Annotated in this window: 20 protein-coding genes; 10 read left to right on the plus strand and 10 right to left on the minus strand. The window is 45.8% G+C overall.

What is annotated here, in order from left to right; genetic code table 11:
- Positions 1–15: 15 nt before the first annotated feature.
- Positions 16–654, minus strand: coding sequence for a flavin prenyltransferase UbiX (locus tag L1076_RS19720; protein WP_038878326.1), 639 nt, complete (start codon positions 652–654; stop codon positions 16–18).
- The gene (gene mpl, locus L1076_RS19725) at positions 654–2,012 is read right to left on the minus strand and encodes a UDP-N-acetylmuramate:L-alanyl-gamma-D-glutamyl-meso-diaminopimelate ligase (RefSeq protein ID WP_237304314.1); all 1,359 of its coding nucleotides are present in this window, start codon (positions 2,010–2,012) and stop codon (positions 654–656) included. The genes L1076_RS19720 and mpl overlap by 1 nt, the downstream gene beginning before the upstream one ends.
- A gap of 313 nt (positions 2,013–2,325) precedes the next feature.
- Between mpl and fbp the strand changes: the two genes are divergently transcribed.
- Both fbp and ppa read left to right on the plus strand, forming a co-directional pair.
- Positions 2,326–3,342, plus strand: a complete 1,017-nt coding sequence (gene fbp, locus L1076_RS19730; RefSeq protein WP_237304315.1) for a class 1 fructose-bisphosphatase — start codon at positions 2,326–2,328, stop codon at positions 3,340–3,342.
- A 117-nt stretch (positions 3,343–3,459) separates the two neighbouring features.
- Positions 3,460–3,990: an inorganic diphosphatase gene (ppa, locus tag L1076_RS19735; protein ID WP_038866096.1), complete on the plus strand. Its 531-nt coding sequence runs from the start codon at positions 3,460–3,462 to the stop codon at positions 3,988–3,990.
- 63 nt (positions 3,991–4,053) lie between these two features.
- Here ppa and L1076_RS19740 read toward each other — a convergent pair whose 3' ends face one another.
- The 5 genes from L1076_RS19740 to L1076_RS19760 all read right to left on the minus strand — a co-directional run bounded on the left by L1076_RS19740 (position 4,054) and on the right by L1076_RS19760 (position 10,833).
- A complete protein-coding gene (locus L1076_RS19740) occupies positions 4,054–4,413 on the minus strand; it encodes a DUF2799 domain-containing protein (protein ID WP_038878330.1) in 360 nt (119 codons plus the stop codon).
- Between the two features lie 16 nt (positions 4,414–4,429).
- The gene (locus L1076_RS19745; protein WP_038866091.1) at positions 4,430–4,768 is read right to left on the minus strand and encodes a DUF2799 domain-containing protein; all 339 of its coding nucleotides are present in this window, start codon (positions 4,766–4,768) and stop codon (positions 4,430–4,432) included.
- A 64-nt stretch (positions 4,769–4,832) separates the two neighbouring features.
- Positions 4,833–5,180 carry a gamma-glutamylcyclotransferase gene (locus L1076_RS19750; RefSeq protein ID WP_237304316.1) on the minus strand — a complete coding sequence of 116 codons (348 nt, stop codon included), beginning with the start codon at positions 5,178–5,180 and terminating at the stop codon, positions 4,833–4,835.
- A gap of 32 nt (positions 5,181–5,212) precedes the next feature.
- Complete coding sequence (locus L1076_RS19755) at positions 5,213–9,124, minus strand: translocation/assembly module TamB domain-containing protein (protein WP_237304317.1); 3,912 nt, start codon at positions 9,122–9,124, stop codon at positions 5,213–5,215.
- Entirely contained in the window at positions 9,121–10,833 is a 1,713-nt protein-coding gene (locus tag L1076_RS19760) for an autotransporter assembly complex family protein (RefSeq protein ID WP_038866086.1), read from the minus strand. Before L1076_RS19760 ends, L1076_RS19755 begins: the two co-directional genes overlap by 4 nt.
- 166 nt (positions 10,834–10,999) lie before the next feature.
- Here L1076_RS19760 and msrA point away from each other — a divergent pair, with 166 nt between their 5' ends.
- A complete protein-coding gene (gene msrA / locus L1076_RS19765; RefSeq protein WP_039974672.1) occupies positions 11,000–11,638 on the plus strand; it encodes a peptide-methionine (S)-S-oxide reductase MsrA in 639 nt (212 codons plus the stop codon).
- A gap of 49 nt (positions 11,639–11,687) precedes the next feature.
- Here the strand turns inward: msrA and L1076_RS19770 are convergent, their stop codons facing one another.
- The gene (locus tag L1076_RS19770) at positions 11,688–11,888 is read right to left on the minus strand and encodes a DUF1107 domain-containing protein (RefSeq protein ID WP_038866081.1); all 201 of its coding nucleotides are present in this window, start codon (positions 11,886–11,888) and stop codon (positions 11,688–11,690) included.
- A gap of 214 nt (positions 11,889–12,102) precedes the next feature.
- Between L1076_RS19770 and L1076_RS19775 the strand changes: the two genes are divergently transcribed.
- From L1076_RS19775 to L1076_RS19805, 7 genes are all read left to right on the plus strand, one after another.
- A complete protein-coding gene (locus L1076_RS19775) occupies positions 12,103–12,654 on the plus strand; it encodes a YtfJ family protein (protein ID WP_038866079.1) in 552 nt (183 codons plus the stop codon).
- Positions 12,655–12,818: 164 nt separating this feature from the next.
- Positions 12,819–13,121, plus strand: coding sequence for a DUF2607 family protein (locus tag L1076_RS19780; protein WP_080774269.1), 303 nt, complete (start codon positions 12,819–12,821; stop codon positions 13,119–13,121).
- 94 nt (positions 13,122–13,215) lie between these two features.
- Positions 13,216–13,956 carry a DUF2796 domain-containing protein gene (locus L1076_RS19785; RefSeq protein ID WP_237304318.1) on the plus strand — a complete coding sequence of 247 codons (741 nt, stop codon included), beginning with the start codon at positions 13,216–13,218 and terminating at the stop codon, positions 13,954–13,956.
- Positions 13,957–14,008: 52 nt separating this feature from the next.
- On the plus strand, positions 14,009–14,737 hold the full coding sequence (locus L1076_RS19790; RefSeq protein WP_038878341.1) for an ABC transporter ATP-binding protein: 729 nt from the start codon (positions 14,009–14,011) through the stop codon (positions 14,735–14,737).
- Complete coding sequence (locus L1076_RS19795; RefSeq protein ID WP_237304319.1) at positions 14,734–15,993, plus strand: ABC transporter permease; 1,260 nt, start codon at positions 14,734–14,736, stop codon at positions 15,991–15,993. Before L1076_RS19790 ends, L1076_RS19795 begins: the two co-directional genes overlap by 4 nt.
- 5 nt (positions 15,994–15,998) lie before the next feature.
- The gene (locus L1076_RS19800) at positions 15,999–16,493 is read left to right on the plus strand and encodes a DUF3299 domain-containing protein (protein ID WP_039974669.1); all 495 of its coding nucleotides are present in this window, start codon (positions 15,999–16,001) and stop codon (positions 16,491–16,493) included.
- A gap of 315 nt (positions 16,494–16,808) precedes the next feature.
- The gene (locus tag L1076_RS19805) at positions 16,809–17,714 is read left to right on the plus strand and encodes a TIGR03899 family protein (RefSeq protein ID WP_038864933.1); all 906 of its coding nucleotides are present in this window, start codon (positions 16,809–16,811) and stop codon (positions 17,712–17,714) included.
- A gap of 91 nt (positions 17,715–17,805) precedes the next feature.
- Here the strand turns inward: L1076_RS19805 and cysC are convergent, their stop codons facing one another.
- Both cysC and L1076_RS19815 read right to left on the minus strand, forming a co-directional pair.
- Entirely contained in the window at positions 17,806–18,423 is a 618-nt protein-coding gene (cysC, locus tag L1076_RS19810; RefSeq protein ID WP_038864931.1) for an adenylyl-sulfate kinase, read from the minus strand.
- A 24-nt stretch (positions 18,424–18,447) separates the two neighbouring features.
- The gene (locus L1076_RS19815; RefSeq protein ID WP_038876803.1) at positions 18,448–20,172 is read right to left on the minus strand and encodes an SLC13 family permease; all 1,725 of its coding nucleotides are present in this window, start codon (positions 20,170–20,172) and stop codon (positions 18,448–18,450) included.
- Between the last annotated feature and the right edge of the window lie 188 nt (positions 20,173–20,360).

Consider the following 20,360-nt stretch of genomic DNA (forward strand, 5'->3'; position numbering starts at 1 on the left):
TTATTGATTACACAATCAACGTTGGTCATAACCCCAGCGTGGCACCAAGCCTTGATCAATACCAAGGTGATCGAGAATTCTTGCCACCATAAAATCCACCAAGTCTTCAATACTCTTTGGTTGATGATAAAACCCCGGCGCTGCGGGCATGATGGTGACGCCCATTTGCGAAAGTTTGTGCATGTTTTCAAGATGCAGTGTTGAGAACGGCGTTTCACGCACCACAAGTAACAGTTGCCCACGCTCTTTCATCACCACGTCTGCAGCACGTTCAATTAAGTTATCTGACATGCCGTGTGCAATGGCCGCGACACTGCCCGCGGAACATGGACACACCACCATTTGCTTTGGCGCAGCCGAACCAGAGGCCACTGGCGAGAACCAATCGTCTTTGCCACAAACGGTGATATTATCTGGATTGCAGTTGAGATGCTCAACTAACGCCTTTTGCGCCGCTTCAGGGCCGCTTGGTAGTTTCAGGTCATGCTCGGTCGCCATCACGACACGAGCAGCCGAAGAGATCAACACGTAAACGTGGTAATCCGCAGCAACTAGGCATTCAAGAAGGCGAAGACCATAAGGGGCACCAGAGGCGCCCGTTAATGCTAATGTGATGGCTTTTTTAGGGGTTACTTTTTGTTGCATAAATGTCATTAAGCTTTTTGTTTCAGTTGTTCTAGAAGCTTGCCGTGGATACCACCAAAACCACCGTTACTCATTACGAGGATTTGGTCACCTGGCTGCGCTTGCTCTACGATTTTTGCGACAAAGCTGTCCATCTCTGCACCCACAAAAGCAGGTTGTTTACACTGGTCTGCAATCTCTTGTACCGACCAATCAATGTTGTCTGGTTGGAAGAGGAACACCTCATCAGCACTGTGCAGAGAAGCCGCCAAAGTATTCTTATGAACACCGCGTTTCATCGTCGCAGAGCGTGGCTCCAAAACGGCAAGAATACGTTTTTCGCCAACCTTGTTACGTAAACCGCCCAATGTCAGTTCAATCGCCGTTGGATGATGAGCAAAATCATCGTAAACTGTGATGCCCTGCTCTTCGCCTTTGAGTTCTAAGCGACGTTTGGTGTTAATAAAACGACCGATAGCCTGACATGCAAGTTCTGGTGCAACACCCACATGGCGAGCAGCAGCAATCGCCATCAAAGCGTTATCCACGTTGTGGTCACCGACAAGATCCCAATCCACGACGCCAACTTTCTTACCTTGCAATGAAACTTCAAATTTAGAGCCATCGATAACCAATTTGTGCGCTTGCCAATCACCGTCGACACCTGAGAACTGCTTTTCAGTCCAACAACCGCGCTCGATCACGTCTTGCAGCGACTGATCTTGCTTAGGTGCTAGGATCAAGCCGTTGCCCGGAACAGTGCGCACTAAGTGGTGGAATTGACGTTTAATCGCCTCTAGATCGTCGAAGATGTCTGCATGATCAAATTCAAGGTTGTTCATGATCAATGTACGTGGATGGTAGTGAACAAACTTAGATCGTTTATCGAAAAAAGCACTGTCGTATTCGTCCGCTTCAACGACGAAAAACATACTTTCGCCCAAGCGTGCCGACACACCAAAGTTACCCAACACACCACCGACAAGGAAACCAGGCTGGTAGCCACAGTCTTCTAAGATCCAAGCTAGCATGCTTGAAGTGGTGGTTTTGCCATGAGTACCCGATACCGCCAGAACCCAGCGATCGTGCAATAAGAACTCTTGTAACCACTGCGGGCCAGAGGTGTAACGCATATTGGTATTCAGCACATGTTCAACACATGGGTTACCACGGCTCATCGCGTTACCAATCACCACAAGATCAGGTTGAGGGTCAAGCTGAGAAGGGTCAAAGCCTTCAATAATTTCAATACCTTGAGACTCCAACAGGGTGCTCATTGGTGGATAAACGTTGGCATCCGAACCCGTCACTTTATGACCTAGCTGACGCGCTAAAATTGCCGCACCGCCCATAAACGTGCCGCAGATACCCAAGATATGAATGTGCATAAACTTAACCTTGTAATGCGTTCTTTAATCCTTTCATTATCGTGATAACTACCAGAAAAGCGAGTGCCTTTCGCCCTGTTCGTGCAGTCTCTTTCACAAATCTGACAGGGCTTAGCACTGACTGACCAAGCATTAACCAAGAGATTCCCTTCTTATGCAATAAGACAAATAATTTGCGATCTCAGTCGGTTACTTCATTACCATTAATAAGATCTGCGTCATAAACTTACATCTAGCGCAATCGTTTAACATCCATAAAGAGATGCCTCTATTGCGCGACACCCCCAACGAAATGAAAATGTAAGGATAAACCATGTCAGGACTGCGCACCCTAGGCGAATTCATTGTTGAGAAACAAGCGGATTTCCCCCACGCTAGCGGTGATCTTTCATCTCTCTTAGCTTCTATTCGCTTAGCTGCAAAAATTGTTAACCGCGAAATCAACGCGGCCGGTCTTGGTGACATCACTGGCGCTGTAGGTACGGAAAACGTACAGGGCGAAGACCAACAAAAACTTGATCTGTATGCGAATGACAAATTCAAAGCGGCCCTCGAAGCTCGCGACCAAGTATGTGGCGTTGCAAGTGAAGAAGAAGATGAAGCGGTTGCGTTCAATAAAGAACTCAATCAAAACGCAAAGTACGTTGTACTTATGGACCCACTCGATGGCTCATCAAACATTGATGTGAACGTATCAGTCGGGACCATCTTCTCTATTTACCGTCGAGTTTCTCCTATTGGAACCCCACCAACAGAAGAAGACTTTCTACAACCAGGCCACAAGCAAGTGGCAGCTGGATACGTAATTTACGGTTCATCCACCATGCTGGTTTACACCACAGGTAATGGCGTAAACGGCTTCACTTATGACCCATCGATAGGCAGCTTCTGTCTTTCTCATGAAAACATGATGATCCCTGAAGATGGCAAGATTTACTCGATCAACGAAGGCAACTACATCCGCTTCCCACAAGGCGTTAAGAAGTACATTAAGTACTGCCAAGAAAACGAACCTGAAGATGATCGCCCATACACCTCTCGCTACATCGGTTCGCTGGTTGCTGATTTCCACCGCAACTTGCTGAAAGGCGGCATCTACTTGTATCCAAGCACGCAAAGCCACCCTCAAGGTAAACTTCGCTTGTTGTACGAGTGCAACCCAATGGCTTTTTTGATTGAGCAAGCAGGTGGTTTAGCGTCTGACGGCGTTAATCGCATCATGGATTTGAAACCAACAGAATTGCATCAACGCGTGCCTTTCTTTGTCGGTTCTAAAAACATGGTGAACAAAGTCGAAGCGTTCCTTGAACTGCATCGCGACGAAGAATAATTTCAGACCTTTGTCCAACGCGGCGGGTGTTTACCTGCCGCGTTTTTGTCGCTAAAGTGAGTAACGAATCAATCGTAAGATGAGCCTGACTCATCCTCACTGAAAAGGACTATTCAAATGAGCTTAAACAACGTACCAGCGGGTAAATCATTGCCTGACGATATCTATGTCGTGATCGAAATCCCTGCTAACGCCGATCCAATCAAATACGAAGTAGATAAAGACACTGGTGCTGTATTCGTTGATCGTTTCATGTCTGCACCTATGTTTTACCCTTGCAACTATGGTTACGTGAACGACACCCTTTCTCTAGACGGTGACCCAGTAGACGTACTGGTTCCGACTCCTTACCCACTGATGCCAGGTTCTGTGATTCGTTGTCGCCCAGTTGGCGTATTGAAGATGACGGATGAGTCAGGTGAAGACGCAAAAGTCTTCGCTGTCCCGCACTCTAAAATCTCAAAGGAGTACGAGGGCATTCAAGATGTCGGTGACATCCCGGAACTATTGAAGGCACAAATAACACAATTCTTTGAGCGCTATAAAGAGCTGGAAGCTGGTAAGTGGGTGAAAGTTGATGGCTGGGCAGATGTGGCCGCAGCAAAAGCAGAAATCCTAGAATCTTACGAACGCGCGCAAAACAAATAACTGCGAACGCTTAAAAGTAAAAGAGCTGCACGTTAGCAGCTCTTTTTAGTTTTATGGCTTTGATCAGTACTCGCCTGCGGTTGAGTGTCTGCCCGATTCATAGTTTTGTTGGAAGAATGGGTCAATGTCATCGCAAATACCGAAGTACGGCATATCTCTCACACCTAGCATGTAAGCACTCTGTTCGCAGTACTCTTTTTTACCTTCCTGATAGCCGGATTGATAAGCCATAACCAATTCGGGTGTAGCACGATTCGTTTCATCAAGTTTGGCGATTCGCTCTTCCGATAGCTCGATTAGACCATCAAGGGCAGATTGCTTACCAAAAGCCTGCCAATCTGTGACGTTGGCAGATGTTGGTAGTGATGTTTGCGCACAAGCACTGAGCAAGACTAGCGCTGCACCGATAGCAAATAACCTCATGTTCACCCCTTAAAATCTAGTAGCGTTTACTGCCCTTTGCAGTTCGCCCTAATTCATATTCTCGGCGGAAGCGATCATCAACATCATCACATATCCCGCGATAGTAGCGCCTACTTTCTCCCAACGAGAATGCATCTTGTGCGCAGTAGTTTGAGCGCCCCGCTTCATAACCATTGCTGTATGCCACGTAGAGTTCGTCGCCATTGTTGAACTCTTGCATTGACAGTTTGGTGTCCCCGGCTTCAGCTTGCTGCATGCCATATTGCTTCCACTCCATACTGTCGTTGCTACTCGGTGGTGTCGTGCTTGAGCACCCCACTAAAAGCAGCAGTATCATTGGTGATAGATATTTCATCGCAGACCTCCCAAGTCTTTGTTGTATATATCGTCAATGCATACGTTACTGCTCTAATTATAGTTCACACTCGTTGACACCAATCACCAGGTGCAATCTCTTCAGTCAATTGCTCGGTATCTTGGTACAAATAGATCCAAGCTTGGCCAAACGGCGTGATGATGCTTTCTCTGCGATACTCTACAGGTACATCCTCAAGTTTATCGAGCTCCACCAGCGTTTCATTATCAATCAGATAAACTTCACCCTGTATCGCCTTCTGTCCTACCGATAAAGCAGGGTATCGCCCTAAATCATACAGTGCGAATTGAGCCTCGGTCTCATGGTGACCTAAAAACTCGGCGCTATTCAAAAAGTGATGGTTTCCCTCTCCTTTGCGCAAAGTGCCATACACAAAAATCAAATGCTGCATAACCATTCCTTAGTTGCGATAAAAAGCTAAGCTTAGTCGAATTCAAATTGGTACAGCAAATCAACAGCACTATCCACGCCAGAAACCGCTTCTAAGTACAAATCTTTCATCAATCGGTATCGCACGGTGAACTCACCTAATGAAGTAAAGATACCTACACCGTATTTAACTTGTAGGCCAGGAAGTATGTAACCACTTACCGTCACTTGAGAATCATCACCAGAGCCTGCGGTATCCAACTGCAAATCTTGTACACCAAAGGCTTCGCCAATCTCACCGACGACTTTACCGCTCTTCGCTAAACTCAAACCAATCAGTGTTGTTGTCATCGCGTTACCGCCAGACTCAGCATCAATATCTTGACCACGTAATAAGTAAGACAGCGCGTTCGCTTGCGGCATCGCAGGGTCGGAGAAAATTTCTACCGTAGGGTCACTTGCCGGGCCAGTCACACGCACACCAGCCGTCACGTCATCTTGCGTGTTATCTGGGTTACGAATCGCTTTGATAGAAACATAAGGCTGATCCGCAGGACCGTTCATCATGATCTTACCTTCTTCGATCACCAAATCCTGACCAAATGAACGGTATGAACCATCAATGATGTTCACCTCACCAACGATGAATGGCCCTTTATCTTTCTGAGTAACGTCTAGGTTACCTTGCAAATCGCCCTTCAAACCAAATGCTGACAACTGGAAGTCATCTCCAATTTTGATGTTGATATCTGTCTCTACGTTAAATGGTAATGCCTCATCACCATCTACCGGCTGCATGTCTTTATTTAATATAACGGTATCGCTCGACACACCAACGGCACTTGGCGGCAACTCATCAATCAAAATACGTCCCCATGGGAGGTTGATGTTGCCTTCAACCTTAGCGAGCTTAGGGGTCACATCAATGGTCATGTCTGGCTCGACTTTGATTCTTACCATTGGCGGCATATCCACTTTCAACTCTTTCGCAAATACGCGAGCCTTCGTGTGCCAATTTTCTAAATCACGCCAATCCGCGTCACCATTGATCTCCAGCTTGCCATCCGGCGTGATGATGCCCGCATTTAAGTCTGCTTGATGCCCTTTGAAGTTAATCGCAACTTGTCCTGAGTCGATGTCAATTGGTGTTACTTCACCTTGCAGCTTCATTTGGTCAATCAAAAACTGGCCATTCACCTTCGGATGCATCACATCACCAGATAAAGCGAGATCCGTGTTCATGTTCGCCTTGAACAAGCTGTACTCACCGATAAGTGGCGCCAAGAAGTCCAAGTGGAACGTCGATAACGACACTTTACCGTTAATCGTAGGCTTCTCGGACGACACATCATTCAGAGCAACCTTACCAGACAAATCCCCATTATCCGTGACATCAAGCAACCACTCAGCATCAAGCTTATCTTGCGCCAATTTGGCTTTAAAACTCACACTTTCCCAACCGACTTTCACTGGTTGCTCTAGCGTTTGCTCTACCTGACCTTTTGGCATATCGACATTCACCGTGACTTCAGGTTTCATGTCTGGTGCCCATTTCGCAAACGCATTCGCGTTCACTGAACCATTTAGCTTGGTTTCTGCAGGTAAGAATTGTTTGATTTGGTCGAAGTCAAAGTTAGTAATGGCTAACTTCGCCTCGCCGCTCTTGCCGACACTAATGTCTTCACTCAGACATACGCTTGAATCAGACTGTAACCAACAGTGTGCTTGGACATCGGCGATCTGTTTATCAATGTTGATTTTAACTGCCGTCGATTTTTGCAGAGCCCATGGACCTTGTGGTGTACTCAACGTTAAACGGCGCAGCGCTCCATCCCAGATCATCTCGGGCTTTTGCTTAAAAGAACCTTCGATTTCTAAACTACTTGAAACAATGTCAGACACCACATCCAATGTCAGTTGGTGCAGCTTTTCGTCACCAGTGACTTCAAGATCTGCACTATCAATTTTGATGTCGTCATAGGTAATGTTTTTGGCAATTAAGCTCACGTCCGCTTTTGGCGCAGGTAGAGGAGTCACATCACCTTTCAAGGTAATAGTTTCAACCTTTGCTTGCTGTTGCCAATCGAGTTGGTTCAGCGCAAGATCCAGGTTGATGTCTGGTTGCTTCAAACTGCCACGTAGCGCAACCGTACCATTCATCTTACCGCTAAGATCGGGCACACTTTTCGAAAAGTCAGGGAAATTCACCTCAACATCCATCAAGATTTGCTTGTCAATTTTACCTTTGGCATGCAGTTGGTTAGGACCATGCGATAACGCTAAACCTTGAGTATTTAGCTGGATATCTTCGCCCTTACCATTCTTGTCAGACGCCTCTAATTGACCTTCTATATTCAGCGGATAACCACGCAAAATACCGTCAATATCAAGCTTAGGAAGGCTCACTTGCCAACCGCCTTGCTCCGTTAAAGAGCCTGAAGTAGATAAACTACCGCTGATGTCCCCTTCCGCTTCTTGCCACTGCAAACCCGGTTCAATGTGCTTCAGGTTCAAGTCCGCTTGCCAGTTGATAGGTGAAGCCCAATTCGCCATCACTTTACCAGCCAGTTCACCGCCTAAGGTTTTCACCACAATACTGTCTAGGTCAATCTGTTCTAAAGTGCCTTTACCATTCAAAGCAACATCTAACGCAGGAATATCCTTACCAGATGCTTTGGTTTCTAATGCAACGGTGTAGCCCTCTAGTGAACCTTTAGCCGCTAAGCTAGGCACCGAAACTTGGTAGTCACTCTTACCACTCAATGGCCATTGCGCCTCAACATTGTTCAGCTTGATATCAAATGGCAGCTCCGTTTTCAGTGGTTGGATTTGCCCTTCAATCTTCGCTTTAACCAAATCAGACAGCGTTGCCTGCAAGGACAAATCACCGACAGACCCTGAAGCTGATAAAGACAGTTTCTGACCTTTCACATCAGCTTGTTTAACGAGCGCGTCAATTTGTGCTTGAATTGGATAGTCGCCAGATAACGTCACTTGCGTACTCAACTTGCCTTCCACTTCAGGCATGTCGAGTTCTAACGTTTTTACCTCAACTTTATCGCCACCAGCTTTGGCTTCGAGCCCTAAGTGATGAACAATAACCGGAGTGTCACCAGCCAATTTGAAATCGTGAATATCCAGTCGCTGCGCTTCTATCGTTAGGGGGATCCACACTTCAGGCAGAACAATGCCCTTGGGTTCAGACTCAGCTTTCGCCGCTTTGTTTTCCGCTTCTTTTTTTACCGCAACATCTTGAGTTTTTAGTTTTTCTTTTTGTTTCACAGCCTGCTTTGATGTCTTCGCAGCATCGTCCTGATTACTCGCAGCGCTGCCCGATTCATCAACAGCTGTCGCTTGTGCCGTTGTCGATGATTGATCTTCTTTTGGCGTTTCGTCTGTTGACGCCAATGCCACATTGATCACCTTCAATGCCGTGGGAGCAATTACCAAACGGTCGCCTTGCATCGACAGCGCTGTAGAAAAATCTTGCCAATCAATCTTGTTACCCAAAATATTCAAGTTGATGTTATTCAGGCTAACTTTATTTACGAAAATAGGTACTGGTGTGCTAATTGAACGCAGTGGCGGCGTTTCTTCTACTGGTTCCTCACTCGGCGGCAACTCCGGCATTTGGAAGTTCACACCTTGGAGTGCAAGTTCATCCACGCACACTTTTGGATCGAAGAAACAACGGAAATTTATCGCAAGGGTAAGGCTTTCAACCTTTGCATCGACATTCAACGATTCATCGACAAAGCTGACGTTGTGCAAAGCAAAACGAGGGAACAAAGATCCTTTGATCTCTTCGACCTTCAGTTGTGGTAGTGCCTTTTCTGCTCCCCACAAAGCCAGCTTTAAACCGGGATGGGTGAACAAGACTGTACCGATGAAAATCACCAGCAAGAGCACCAAACTCAGCAGACTGATCGAGAACCACTTCGTCCACTTAAGCGTTGTTTTCATCATAGTTCAGGCCCCAATGAGAAGTGGATACGAAATTCTGGTTTAGGCTCAGCGTCTAAGCCCCAAGCAAAGTCAAAACTCACGGGTCCAACAGGGGATGCCCAGCGAATGCCAACACCTGCACCCGATTTCCACACTGGAGTTTCATTGAACGCATCACCGATGTCATAAAAGGCTGCACCCCACCAGTTGCCATAAACGCGATACTGATACTCTAGGGTACTGGTCACCATGTATTTCGCACCAGTCAATGCTCCACTGGCATCTGTAGGCGAGATAGATTCGTATCCATAACCACGAATGTTGTTGTCACCACCAGCAAAGAAACGCAGCGATGGTGATAGTTTTTCAAATTCTTCGGTGATGTTGGCACCACCTTCTAAGCGGAATAAACCACGATGATTCTGACCAATGCCACGAATCCACGACGTCCGACCTAACAAACGAAGAACGCGAGTTTCAGATAACAAGGCTGGATCGCCGTATTCAACGGTGACACTTTGTTTGTCTCCCCACATTGGCATGTTGCCACCGCGAGTTCGAGTCCGTGAGAAAGATGCACCAGGCAGAACAAATTGCACTCCGTCTTCTTGCAAACCTTGTGAAAAGTTTTCGTACAAGTGACGAACGTATAACGTCTTATGCCAACCACCATCGGTGATCCAGTGACGTTCTACCGCAAGATTCGATTCCAAACTCTCTGTATCGCGGTTATCGAGGTGCTTCAAACCAAACTGCAATTGGTAATACTCATGCAGTACATCATCGAGAGGGATTTTGTAGCCTGCGGTAATCGTCTGCTCAGGCTTAGAAAGAGATAGCGCCGTATCAAAGCTGTGACCACGCGCACTTACCCATGGTTTTTTCCACTTTAACGTACCACGCACACCGGTATCGGTAGAGTAACCAATACCAGTTTCGAGTTGGTTTTTTGCTGCGGGAGCTAACGAGACTTTAATCGGTAGATCTCGACCATCATCAAGTTTACTGAGGTCTGGTTCAACAAACACGGAGGAGAACCAATCGGTATTCGACAGGTTTTGGTTGTACTCACCCACTTCAGACACTAAGTAGGGTTCACCGGTTTTAAATGGACGCAAAGAGTCCACGCGGTCTTCCCAGATCTGACTCCCCAAGATTTCCACTGTACCAAAGTGATATCGGATACCACTGTCATAGTGCAGGCGAACATTGGCTTCATTCAACTCTGGAACCACTTCCAACTTACTCAGCGTAAAATCACCATTAAAGTAGCCACGCTGCAAAGCTAAGTTACGAATGCTGGATTTGAGGCTATCGTATTCCCCTTGATTAAGGATACGGCCCTCTTTCAATCGTGATTTGTTGATGAGGTTAGTAAACTCTTCATCTTTTTCTGCTTCACCGGAGATCACCACATCCATGACCTTTACCCTTACAGGCTCGCCCGGTGTAACGTTGACGATCAATTCATCATTATCTTTCGTAATAGAGTATGAAATTTTCGCATGATAATAGCCAAGCGCATTCATCGCTTCGGTGATACTTTGACTCAATCGCGCCTGAAAGCGTAAAGACGTCGAATAATCATCTTCTGGTATCGATGATAGGTAAGCGTTCACATTGTCTTCTAGCGCACCATCGATCCCTTTTACAGTCAGGGATACATCGGCATAAGCGCTATGAGAAAAAACAAGTAGGCTAGCAATAATTGGGATAGCTTTTTTTATCATGCTTTTTAGCTGGATGAGGTTAAATAAACGTAAACAATAATAACGCCAAATAAAGGCTAAGTCTGTAATATTAATAGGTTTACCGCGGTCTATGTCATTACACCATCAGATTCAGACTGAATATTAAAGTTCGCAAAATTAAGACACGTATTGAAGGACGAATACTATGCTCAACAAACAGACAATGATCAGTATAGAAGATGCACTGCCAGGTAGAGAGGCATCAATGCAGATTGATGACACCCATTTTGTTAATCAATCAAGCTTAACGGCATCACCGCAAGCTCACCAACAACAAATATTATTCGGTATGGGATGTTTTTGGGGAGCAGAACGTTTTTTCTGGCAACTTGAAGGTGTGATGTCGACGTCTGTAGGCTACGCCGGAGGCTATACGCAGAATCCAACATACGATGAAGTGTGTAGCGGAAAAACAGGACATACAGAAGTCGTAAGAGTCATCTTCGATGAACGAGTAATTTCTCTAGAGCAACTGCTTGCCGCATTTTGGGAGAAGCACGATCCAACTCAAGGCATGCGCCAAGGTAACGATCTCGGCACTCAATACCGTTCTGCGATTTATACCTACTCACAAGAACAGTTAAAAGTGGCAGAAAAATCGAAAACACAATACCAACAAGCATTACAAGAAGATCAACGCGCAGCCATCACCACAGAAATTCAAGCCGCTGGGCCTTATTACTTCGCTGAGACGTACCACCAGCAATACCTAGCAAAGAATCCAAACGGTTACTGTGGTTTAGGCGGCACGGGGGTCTGCTTCCCACCAAGCCTTCAAGGTTAGTCCCAAACTAAAAAGAGCGACGAAAGTCGCTCTTTTACAATTCTGACAATTAAACAGGTAGAGATAAAATGGCCCTGTTAACTTCTTTGAATACCGACAATTGTTGGGGGTTTTTGATGTCTGGTAGTAGCACTTTACCGTTATCAAAACGGAACTGACCAACTCCAGCAATTGAGAACTGACCTTTGAATAAAGTCTTAACGAAACGCGCCACCTGACGTGGACGGTAAACAGCAAACTCACGAAGCATAACCACCTCAATATCCTTTTGAGAAAAACATGATTGCTCTTTCCTTGGCAATCTTTATGCGCTATTTGCGACGAGGTTCATTGTACCAAATTCCAACCTAAACGCAACATTACTTAACTCTGTACGTTAAATAATTGTTATAAGCAGTTCTACATTTTTATGCATCGTAAGTATATACTTGGTAAGTCTCACAACCCATACGGAACATAACAATATGAAAACTAAGACTCTCCTTCCTATTTTCTTCGCTCTTGCACCTGGTCTTGCGCTTGCTCACAACCTTTCAATGGGTGAAGCAGTTCCAGCAGCAAAAGTAGACGCGTACGGCGAAATCGTACTGCAAGGTGAAGGTGTGGCGTACCAGCCTTGGGCGACACAACAAATGCTAGGAAAAGTACGAGTGATTCATGCCATTGCAGGACGCAGCAGCTCGAAAGAAATGAACGCGCCGTTGATGACAGCGCTAACTGACGCTAAGTTCCCGGAAGATGCCTACCAAACTACAACCATCATCAACCAAGACGACTCAATCTGGGGAACGGGCTCTTTTGTGAAATCATCAGCACAAGACAGTAAAAAAGAATTCCCATGGTCATCAATGGTTTTAGATGAGAACGGTGTTGTGGCTAGCACTTGGGCACTACAAGAAGAAAGCTCGGCAATCGTAGTGCAAGATAAGCAAGGTAAGATCCTGTTTATCAAAGAAGGCGCATTGACAGCAGATGAAATCAACCAAGTACTTGGCCTCATTAAACAAAGCATCTAATACTCACTCGCTCCTTGTTACTCTCAAGCGGGGAGCGTCATTCCTTTCTTTCTGCGTAAGTTCTTATTCCTGCATAGATAATTTGCTCTATACGAACAAAAGAGTGAACTTTTCATAAAAATGGGTGTTATATTATAACACTAGGTATCGTTTCGGGCTTTAAGATGCACTGTCGTTGGCAAGCAATTACACATCATTGGCATCGCACTGTTGTATTGTTCAGTGTTGCGTTGTTGATCGCTTGGAACTTTGCCACTATTGCTCATCAACTCGACCTTATTCCCGAACACCACAGTGAACATCATTGCCAAATGTTTGCCGGAGCGCATCAAGGGCTTGCGAAGGCTCAGCCAGAACTCAGTGCGCCCACCTTCTCTAGACTCGCTCACGTAGATGTAGCCGAAATCACCTCTCATTTAGAGGACGTCACGTATACCGCGCGTGCACCACCTAATTTTGCGTTCTAAAAACCACTACCCATACTAAGAACAAACTTTGTTATTCACTTTGCTATTTGAGCAAGTAACACATAAAAAATTAAACAAAATTAGGAATAAGAAAATGCCATCTAAACACGCTTTAGCTCTTGTTATCGGACTTTCTCTATCAGCTACTGCTAACGCAGAAGAATATCGTCAACATGAAGCGCACGTTCATGGTCATGTCGAATTCAACATTGCTCAAGACGGAAAAGACTTACTAATTGAAATCACTTCTCCAGGTGCTGACGTGGTTGGTTTTGAGCACGCACCTGAAAATGCAGAGCAAGAGCAAGCCTTAAAACGAGCGGTTGCCGCACTAAAAGACACAAACAAACTGTTTGCAATTAACCAGCAAGCGAAGTGTGTGATTGAAGAAGTTCAAGTCGCGCATACGCTTGGCCAAGATTCTCATGAAGGCCACGATCATGGTAACCACGAAGGACATGATCATGATAAGCACGACCACGATAGCCATGAGGGTCACGACCATGACAAACATGAGCATGGCGACCACGAGGGTCACGACCACGATAAACACGATCATGATGGCCATGAAGGTCACGACCATGACGAACATGCTCATGATGACCACCACGATCACGCAGGTCATGACCACGAAGGACACGATCACGGCGGTCACGGTGAGTTCACCGTTGAGTACCGTTTCCACTGTGATTCAGTCGCCGATCTAAATAGCATTGATACGACTTGGTTCAAGCAATTCCCAGCAACAGAGTCCATCAGCGTCAACTTATTTACTGACACAACTCAGTCTGCGACAAGCCTAAGCAAAAACAACACTAAGATCGCAATTAAATAAATCACATAGCGTGTGAGTGAGTGCTCACACGCTATTGCCTTGGTAATTTATTATGACTGAAACCACGTCAAACGTTGTTGAGCTGAATAATGCCCAGTTTGTCTGGCCCGGCTCAGAAAGCGCGACCATTAATATTCCACACTTACACATCGCTCAAGGTGAGCATGTCTTTATCAAAGGCCCTAGCGGCTGTGGTAAATCGACTCTGCTTGCCCTACTAACTGGAATCAATACTCTTACATCGGGTTCTCTGTCTGTACTTGATACCGATCTTGCAAGCTTAAGAGCAAGCCAAAGAGACAAATTTCGTGCCGATCACATTGGCTATATCTTCCAACAATTCAATTTGTTGCCTTATTTGAATGTGATCGAAAACGTCCTAATTCCATGCCAATTCAGCAAAATTCGCCGAGATCGCGTTGCACCAAACGCTTCGAATGCAACGCTTGAAGAGCAAGCAACATCACTGCTAGAACGTTTACATCTTCCGAAAGCACTACACAATAAGCCTGTCTCTGAGCTGAGTATTGGCCAGCAACAGCGCGTTGCAGCCGCCCGTGCACTGATCGGCCAACCTGAACTGGTGATTGCTGACGAGCCAACTTCAGCATTGGACCACGACAACCGCAAAGCGTTTATTGAGTTATTGATGGAACAAGCCAATCTTGCCAGCGCCACATTGGTTTTTGTTAGCCATGATCCAACTCTGGAATCTCTCTTCCACAGAACACTAAACTTGCCTGAAATCAATCAAGCGCAAACCCTAGGAGCCGCATCATGAGTGCCGTAGTAAAGCTCGCTTGGAAAAGCCTGATGAACCGCAAAGCGACGGCTATTCTCACCATCATGACAGTCGCGATTTCAGTTGTCCTTTTATTGGGTGTTGAACGCATTCGAACCCAAGCTAAGGACAGCTTCGCTAACACCATTTCTGGTACCGATTTAATCGTCGGTGGCCGTTCTGGACAAGTCAACTTGCTACTGTACTCAGTATTCAGAATCGGCAATGCCACCAACAACATAGATTGGAAAAGCTACGAAGAGTTTGCTAACCACAGTGCCGTCGATTGGGCAATTCCAATCTCACTCGGAGATTCCCACAAAGGGTTCCGCGTAATGGGCACCAACCAGAGCTATTTCGAACACTATAAATACGGAAATAAACAGCCTTTAAAATTGTCCGAAGGCAGGGAGTTCAATGACCTGTTTGAAACTGTGCTCGGCTCTGATGTCGCAAAACAGCTTGGATATAAAATCGGTAGCGAAATCATCATTGCACACGGCATCAGTGACGTTGGTTTTAGCCGGCATGACAACTTACCATTTAAGGTGGTCGGCATTCTTGCTCCTACTGGCACTCCTGTCGATAAAACCGTACACGTTTCTTTAGAGGCGATCGAAGCGATTCACGTAGGTTGGGAAAGCGGTGCCCGTTTAGGTCCGACCCCAAGTGCTAATGAGCTAAAATCACGCGACTTCCAACCTAAACAAATCACTGCCATGTTGGTTGGGTTAAAATCACGAATTCAAACCTTTGCCCTACAGAGGCAGATCAACACCTATCCGAAAGAACCTCTCAGTGCCATCATGCCAGGCGTCGCTTTGCATGAATTATGGGGCATGATGTCCGTTGCCGAGCAAGCACTCATGGCTGTATCAGGCTTTGTGGTTGTGGCAGGGTTATTAGGCATGCTAAGCAGCCTATTGACCAGTCTGCAAGAGCGTCGTCGTGAAATGGCGATCCTGCGAGCCATGGGGGCAAGACCAAAACACGTCTTTTCCTTACTGATAAGTGAAGCCAGCTTATTGACCTTCGCAGGTATTGTGACGGGATTAGTGGGTCTTTATTCCATGCTTGCCCTCTTGCAACCAATAATCCAACAAAGTTATGGTATACACCTAACACTAACGGCACTGTCGCCGTATGAATGGATGTTGCTTGGCTTTGTACAATGTGCAGGCATTGTGATTGGCTTCATCCCGGCATTTCGCGCTTACCGACAATCGCTAAGTGATGGAATGACAATAAGGATTTAGTAAAAATGTGGAAAAAAATACTCGCTAGCTGTTTGCTGATGATTTCGTTTACCGCGCCTGTGATGGCCAGTGACGAACCATTAAAGCTTGATTGGATAGATCTCGTCCCAGAAGCCGAACGCAAGATGTTCGATAGTATGGGAATGCCAGCCACAGACCACAGCGGTGGTGCAGCAATGCAATCTAAGGTCGGTAACGTTCGTCCTGAATTGAACGGAAGCACAGTCAAGATTCCTGGTTTTGTCATCCCATTAGAAGGCGATGCAAATACCGTCACGGAGTTTTTGTTAGTGCCTTATTTTGGTGCTTGTATTCACGTGCCGCCACCGCCACCGAACCAAATCATCTATGTGAAGTTTCCTAAGGGAGCGCCAGTACAAGAGTTGTGGGATGTGATTTATGTGGTGGGCAAATTGAAGACTGAGACCATCAACCACGAACTCGCAGAAACCGCATACGAGATCGAAGGCACGAGTATTGAAGCCTACGACGATATGTAGTTTGTTTTAATTTCACAACAAGGCGTCAATTTGGCGCCTTTTTTATGCCTGTCAGTTAGACTATATAGCGAGATAAATACGCTAATACACCAACATAAAGAACCAAAAGAAGCGCTATCGACAGGTGCTTTTTCAGTTTACTTGCGTCTGAATATTTCATCGCCCCTCCAAAATAACGATAACAATTTTAACAACTCATTATCATTTTGAATAGCCTTTATTCTGTCAAAATCCGGACGTGCCTCTCTAGTCGCAAAAAGCAGAAAGGTGTAAATTTAAGCAAGCGTTAACCGCAAGCTCTTGGCAGGAAAACAAATGGCAGAACCGACAAAGCAACCCGTTGTCATCGAACACGAATCGAATACACAAAAACAAACACATCACGAGAAAAAGTCTGGCTATATCAAAGACAGCGCAAGTCGTGTTCAAAGCATTGCTCAGATCTATGGGCTCGATGCTTTGCTGCAAAACGAACCTCCAGCAAAACCTGCATTAGAACGGGCACATTTACGCGAACAACGTCGCCAAGAACAAAGACAAAAAAACCTCGAACAAATCCTTAAACTCGCGCACAGCTCATGCCGTGATGAAACCGCCGGAGAGCCTGATCAAGATTGGTTGTATCGATTTTTCGATATGGCGCAAGACATCCACAACAGCTCAATGCAAAAACTCTGGGCGCAAGTCATGAAGCGAGAAGTTACCAACCCTGGTTCGACTTCCATGAAAGCGTTAAAAGTGCTGAAAGACATGTCACCACGGGAAGCCCAAACCCTACAAAGAGCCGCGACGTTAGCATGCAGCTTTGGTGGAGATACCAGTAGAAAGTTACTGATTGGCTACAAAGCACATGGCGGAATGTTCAGCTTTGGTAAACGTGACACCACCAGCAATCTCAATATGGGGAGTTTCCAACTTCCCTATTCCAGCTTATTAGTGTTGATTGAATTGGGCTTACTTCACAGTACTGAATTAGAGTCTGGAGAGATTGGCATTGAGACACCATTGATGCTCAACTATCAAGGCAAGAATTTATCACTGCAAGTGAATACCAAAGGTGTACGACTTTTGTATTACCGTTTTACACCGACGGGCAATGAGTTGTGTAAATTACTCGGAAACAAACCAAACAATCAATATTACGACCAAATGTTATCGCTTTTAAATCATAAATTTAGTGTACATAGCGACACCAAAAGTCATGTTAATTACACCGTCTAAACGATGTCAAAAGAGCTTTTGGCCACCTATGATCCAAAAGCTCCCTGAGCAGTACAATGACTTTTTGGTCACCGATGATCCAAATGCTTTTTTATCGGATCACTCCGCGCTGTTTGAGGTCAATTAAGCACAACTCAACAAGCTCTTCGACGCTCTTCTCACCCGCAGGCAAATCAATTTCTGGATTTGCTGGCGCTTGATACTCCGAATCAATTCCCGTGAAGTTAGGAATTTCACCTGCACGCGCTTTTTTGTATAAACCTTTAGGATCGCGACTTTCACACACATCAAGAGAGGCGTTGACAAACACCTCAATAAACTCGCCCTCAGGAACTAAATCACGCACTAATTGGCGCTCAGCACGATGAGGAGAAATAAACGCAGACAATACGATTAGCCCTGCGTCTGCCATCAGCTTAGCGAGCTCACCAATGCGACGAATATTTTCTCTACGGTCTTGTTCAGAAAAGCCTAAATCGCTACATAAACCGTGGCGCACATTGTCGCCATCCAGCAAATAAGTGTGGTAACCCAGTTCAGCTAAGCGATTTTCCAAGGCGCCTGCCACCGTTGATTTACCCGCACCAGATAGCCCGGTAAACCAAAGTACCGCTGGCTTCTGTTTTTTTAATCCAGCACGAAACTGTTTATCAACCGAGTGCTGATGCCAAACGATGTTTTCATCTTTTACCGGAGTTTCGGCAGTCATAACGTATCCTTGTAAATTTACAGATTAAAACGGAAAAAAGACCGGAATCAGCGTCAGTACTAACACTGAATACACGATGGAAATCGGCACGCCAATTCGCACATAATCGGTCAATTTGTAATTCCCTACGCTGTACACCAACAAATTGGTTTGGTATCCGTAAGGAGAAATAAAACTTGCGCTAGCACCAAATAACACCGCCATGATAAAAGGCATAGGGTCAACGCCATAACCTACCGCCATGCTATAGCCAATAGGGAAAGACAGCGCCGCTGCCGCATTGTTCGTTACAAGCTCAGTCAATACTAAGGTCATGATGTAGGTTGCCACCAGCGCACCAAACACACCCCAACCATTGAACGCTTCAATAAACATGTCGCCCATTCGTACGGACAGTCCAGAGGAAATCATCAGTTGAGCGATAGATAACGCAGAACCAACAATCACCACAATATCGATTGGGAAACGACGACGCAGCTCAGAAAGCTGAATGACACCAAACGCGAGCAGAGCAATAAGATAAACCGCCAAACCTTTAATAATTGGCACCAACTCCAATAGAGCAAAGGCAATCACAGCGGAAAAGCCAATAAGCACTAATGCCGATTTATTGGCATCCAAACGTGCGCTGGAATCCAAATCGTTAACCAGAACAAACTCTTTACGATGGGCTCGACGTTCAGTTTCAAAACGCTTTCCGGGTACCAAAACCAGCGTATCTCCTGCCGCTAGGGTAATGTTACCCAAACCACCTTCAAGTCGTTCATGACCACGGCGAATCGCCACGACTACAGCATCGAATCGGTCCCGAAATCGACTCTCTTTCAATGTTTTGTGACAGAACGTGGCTGAAGAGCTTACTACCACCTCGATAAAGTTTTGGCCATTGAGATGCTGATGACCAAAGAGCGTCAGTCCAGGGATCTCTTGCAACGTAGCAACGCTTTCAACATCACCACAAAACAACAATCGGTCTTTTGCGTTGAGAACAAAATCAGGCCCAACTGACGGTACGGTCACGCCATCACGAACGACTTCGGCAAGGAACAGCTTTCTTAATGCTCGTAAATTATTTTCCGTGATAGTGCGCCCAACCAAAGGTGAGCCCGGCTCAACTCGAGACTCTAAGAAATAAGGTAAATCTTCTTGGCTTTGATCATCATAATTAGGCAACAAATAACTCAACGGGATCAAAATAAGCACGCCCCCAACCAGCACGGCTAAACCAATCATGGTCGGTGTAAAAAAGTTGAGACTTGGTAAGCCCGCATCCTCAACAAAGCTGTTGATTATTAAGTTGGTAGAGGTGCCAATAAGTGTCAGTGTGCCACCAAAAATCGCGGCATAAGAAAGCGGGATCAATAGCTTAGAGGGTGCGTGCTGCTGATTACGTTTGATCGCACCAATTAACGACACCACAACCGCGGTATTATTAGTAAAAGAAGAAAGCAGCGCGGTAGAAAAGCCTAACTTGGCAATCACGCTACCAAGATTGCCCTCTGAAATACTGCGACTTACCCAACTGATCAATAAGGTTTTTTCTAATGCGCTCGATGCGAGAATCAACAAGACCAGCGTCAGAAGAGAAGAGTTAGTAAAGTTAGCCGCAATGGTATTGAGCTCTAACATGCCCGCCATAAACGCAATAAAGGCAGCGCCAGCAAACACATAACTCGGCTTCAGTTTGGTTACAAGTAAACAAGTGATAATGCCAAGCAATATCGCTAATACAAATCCTTGTTCCCACATAGCCTTTCCTTACCAACAAGCCCGATTCGGGCATAACAACGACATGTGCATACTGGCTGCACAGAGTGACAAATGAGTCACAAGATAAAAAAGCAAAGCAAGCGAAAAAGAACGCCAGAATGCTTGGTTTCTTGGGCTTCCTAGCATTCTGGGTTCGGGGGGAAATCAGCCTGACTGCATTCGCAATT

The sequence above is a fragment of the Vibrio sp. MMG023 genome (assembly GCF_021654215.1).
Classification (GTDB): Bacteria; Pseudomonadota; Gammaproteobacteria; order Enterobacterales; family Vibrionaceae; genus Vibrio; species Vibrio jasicida.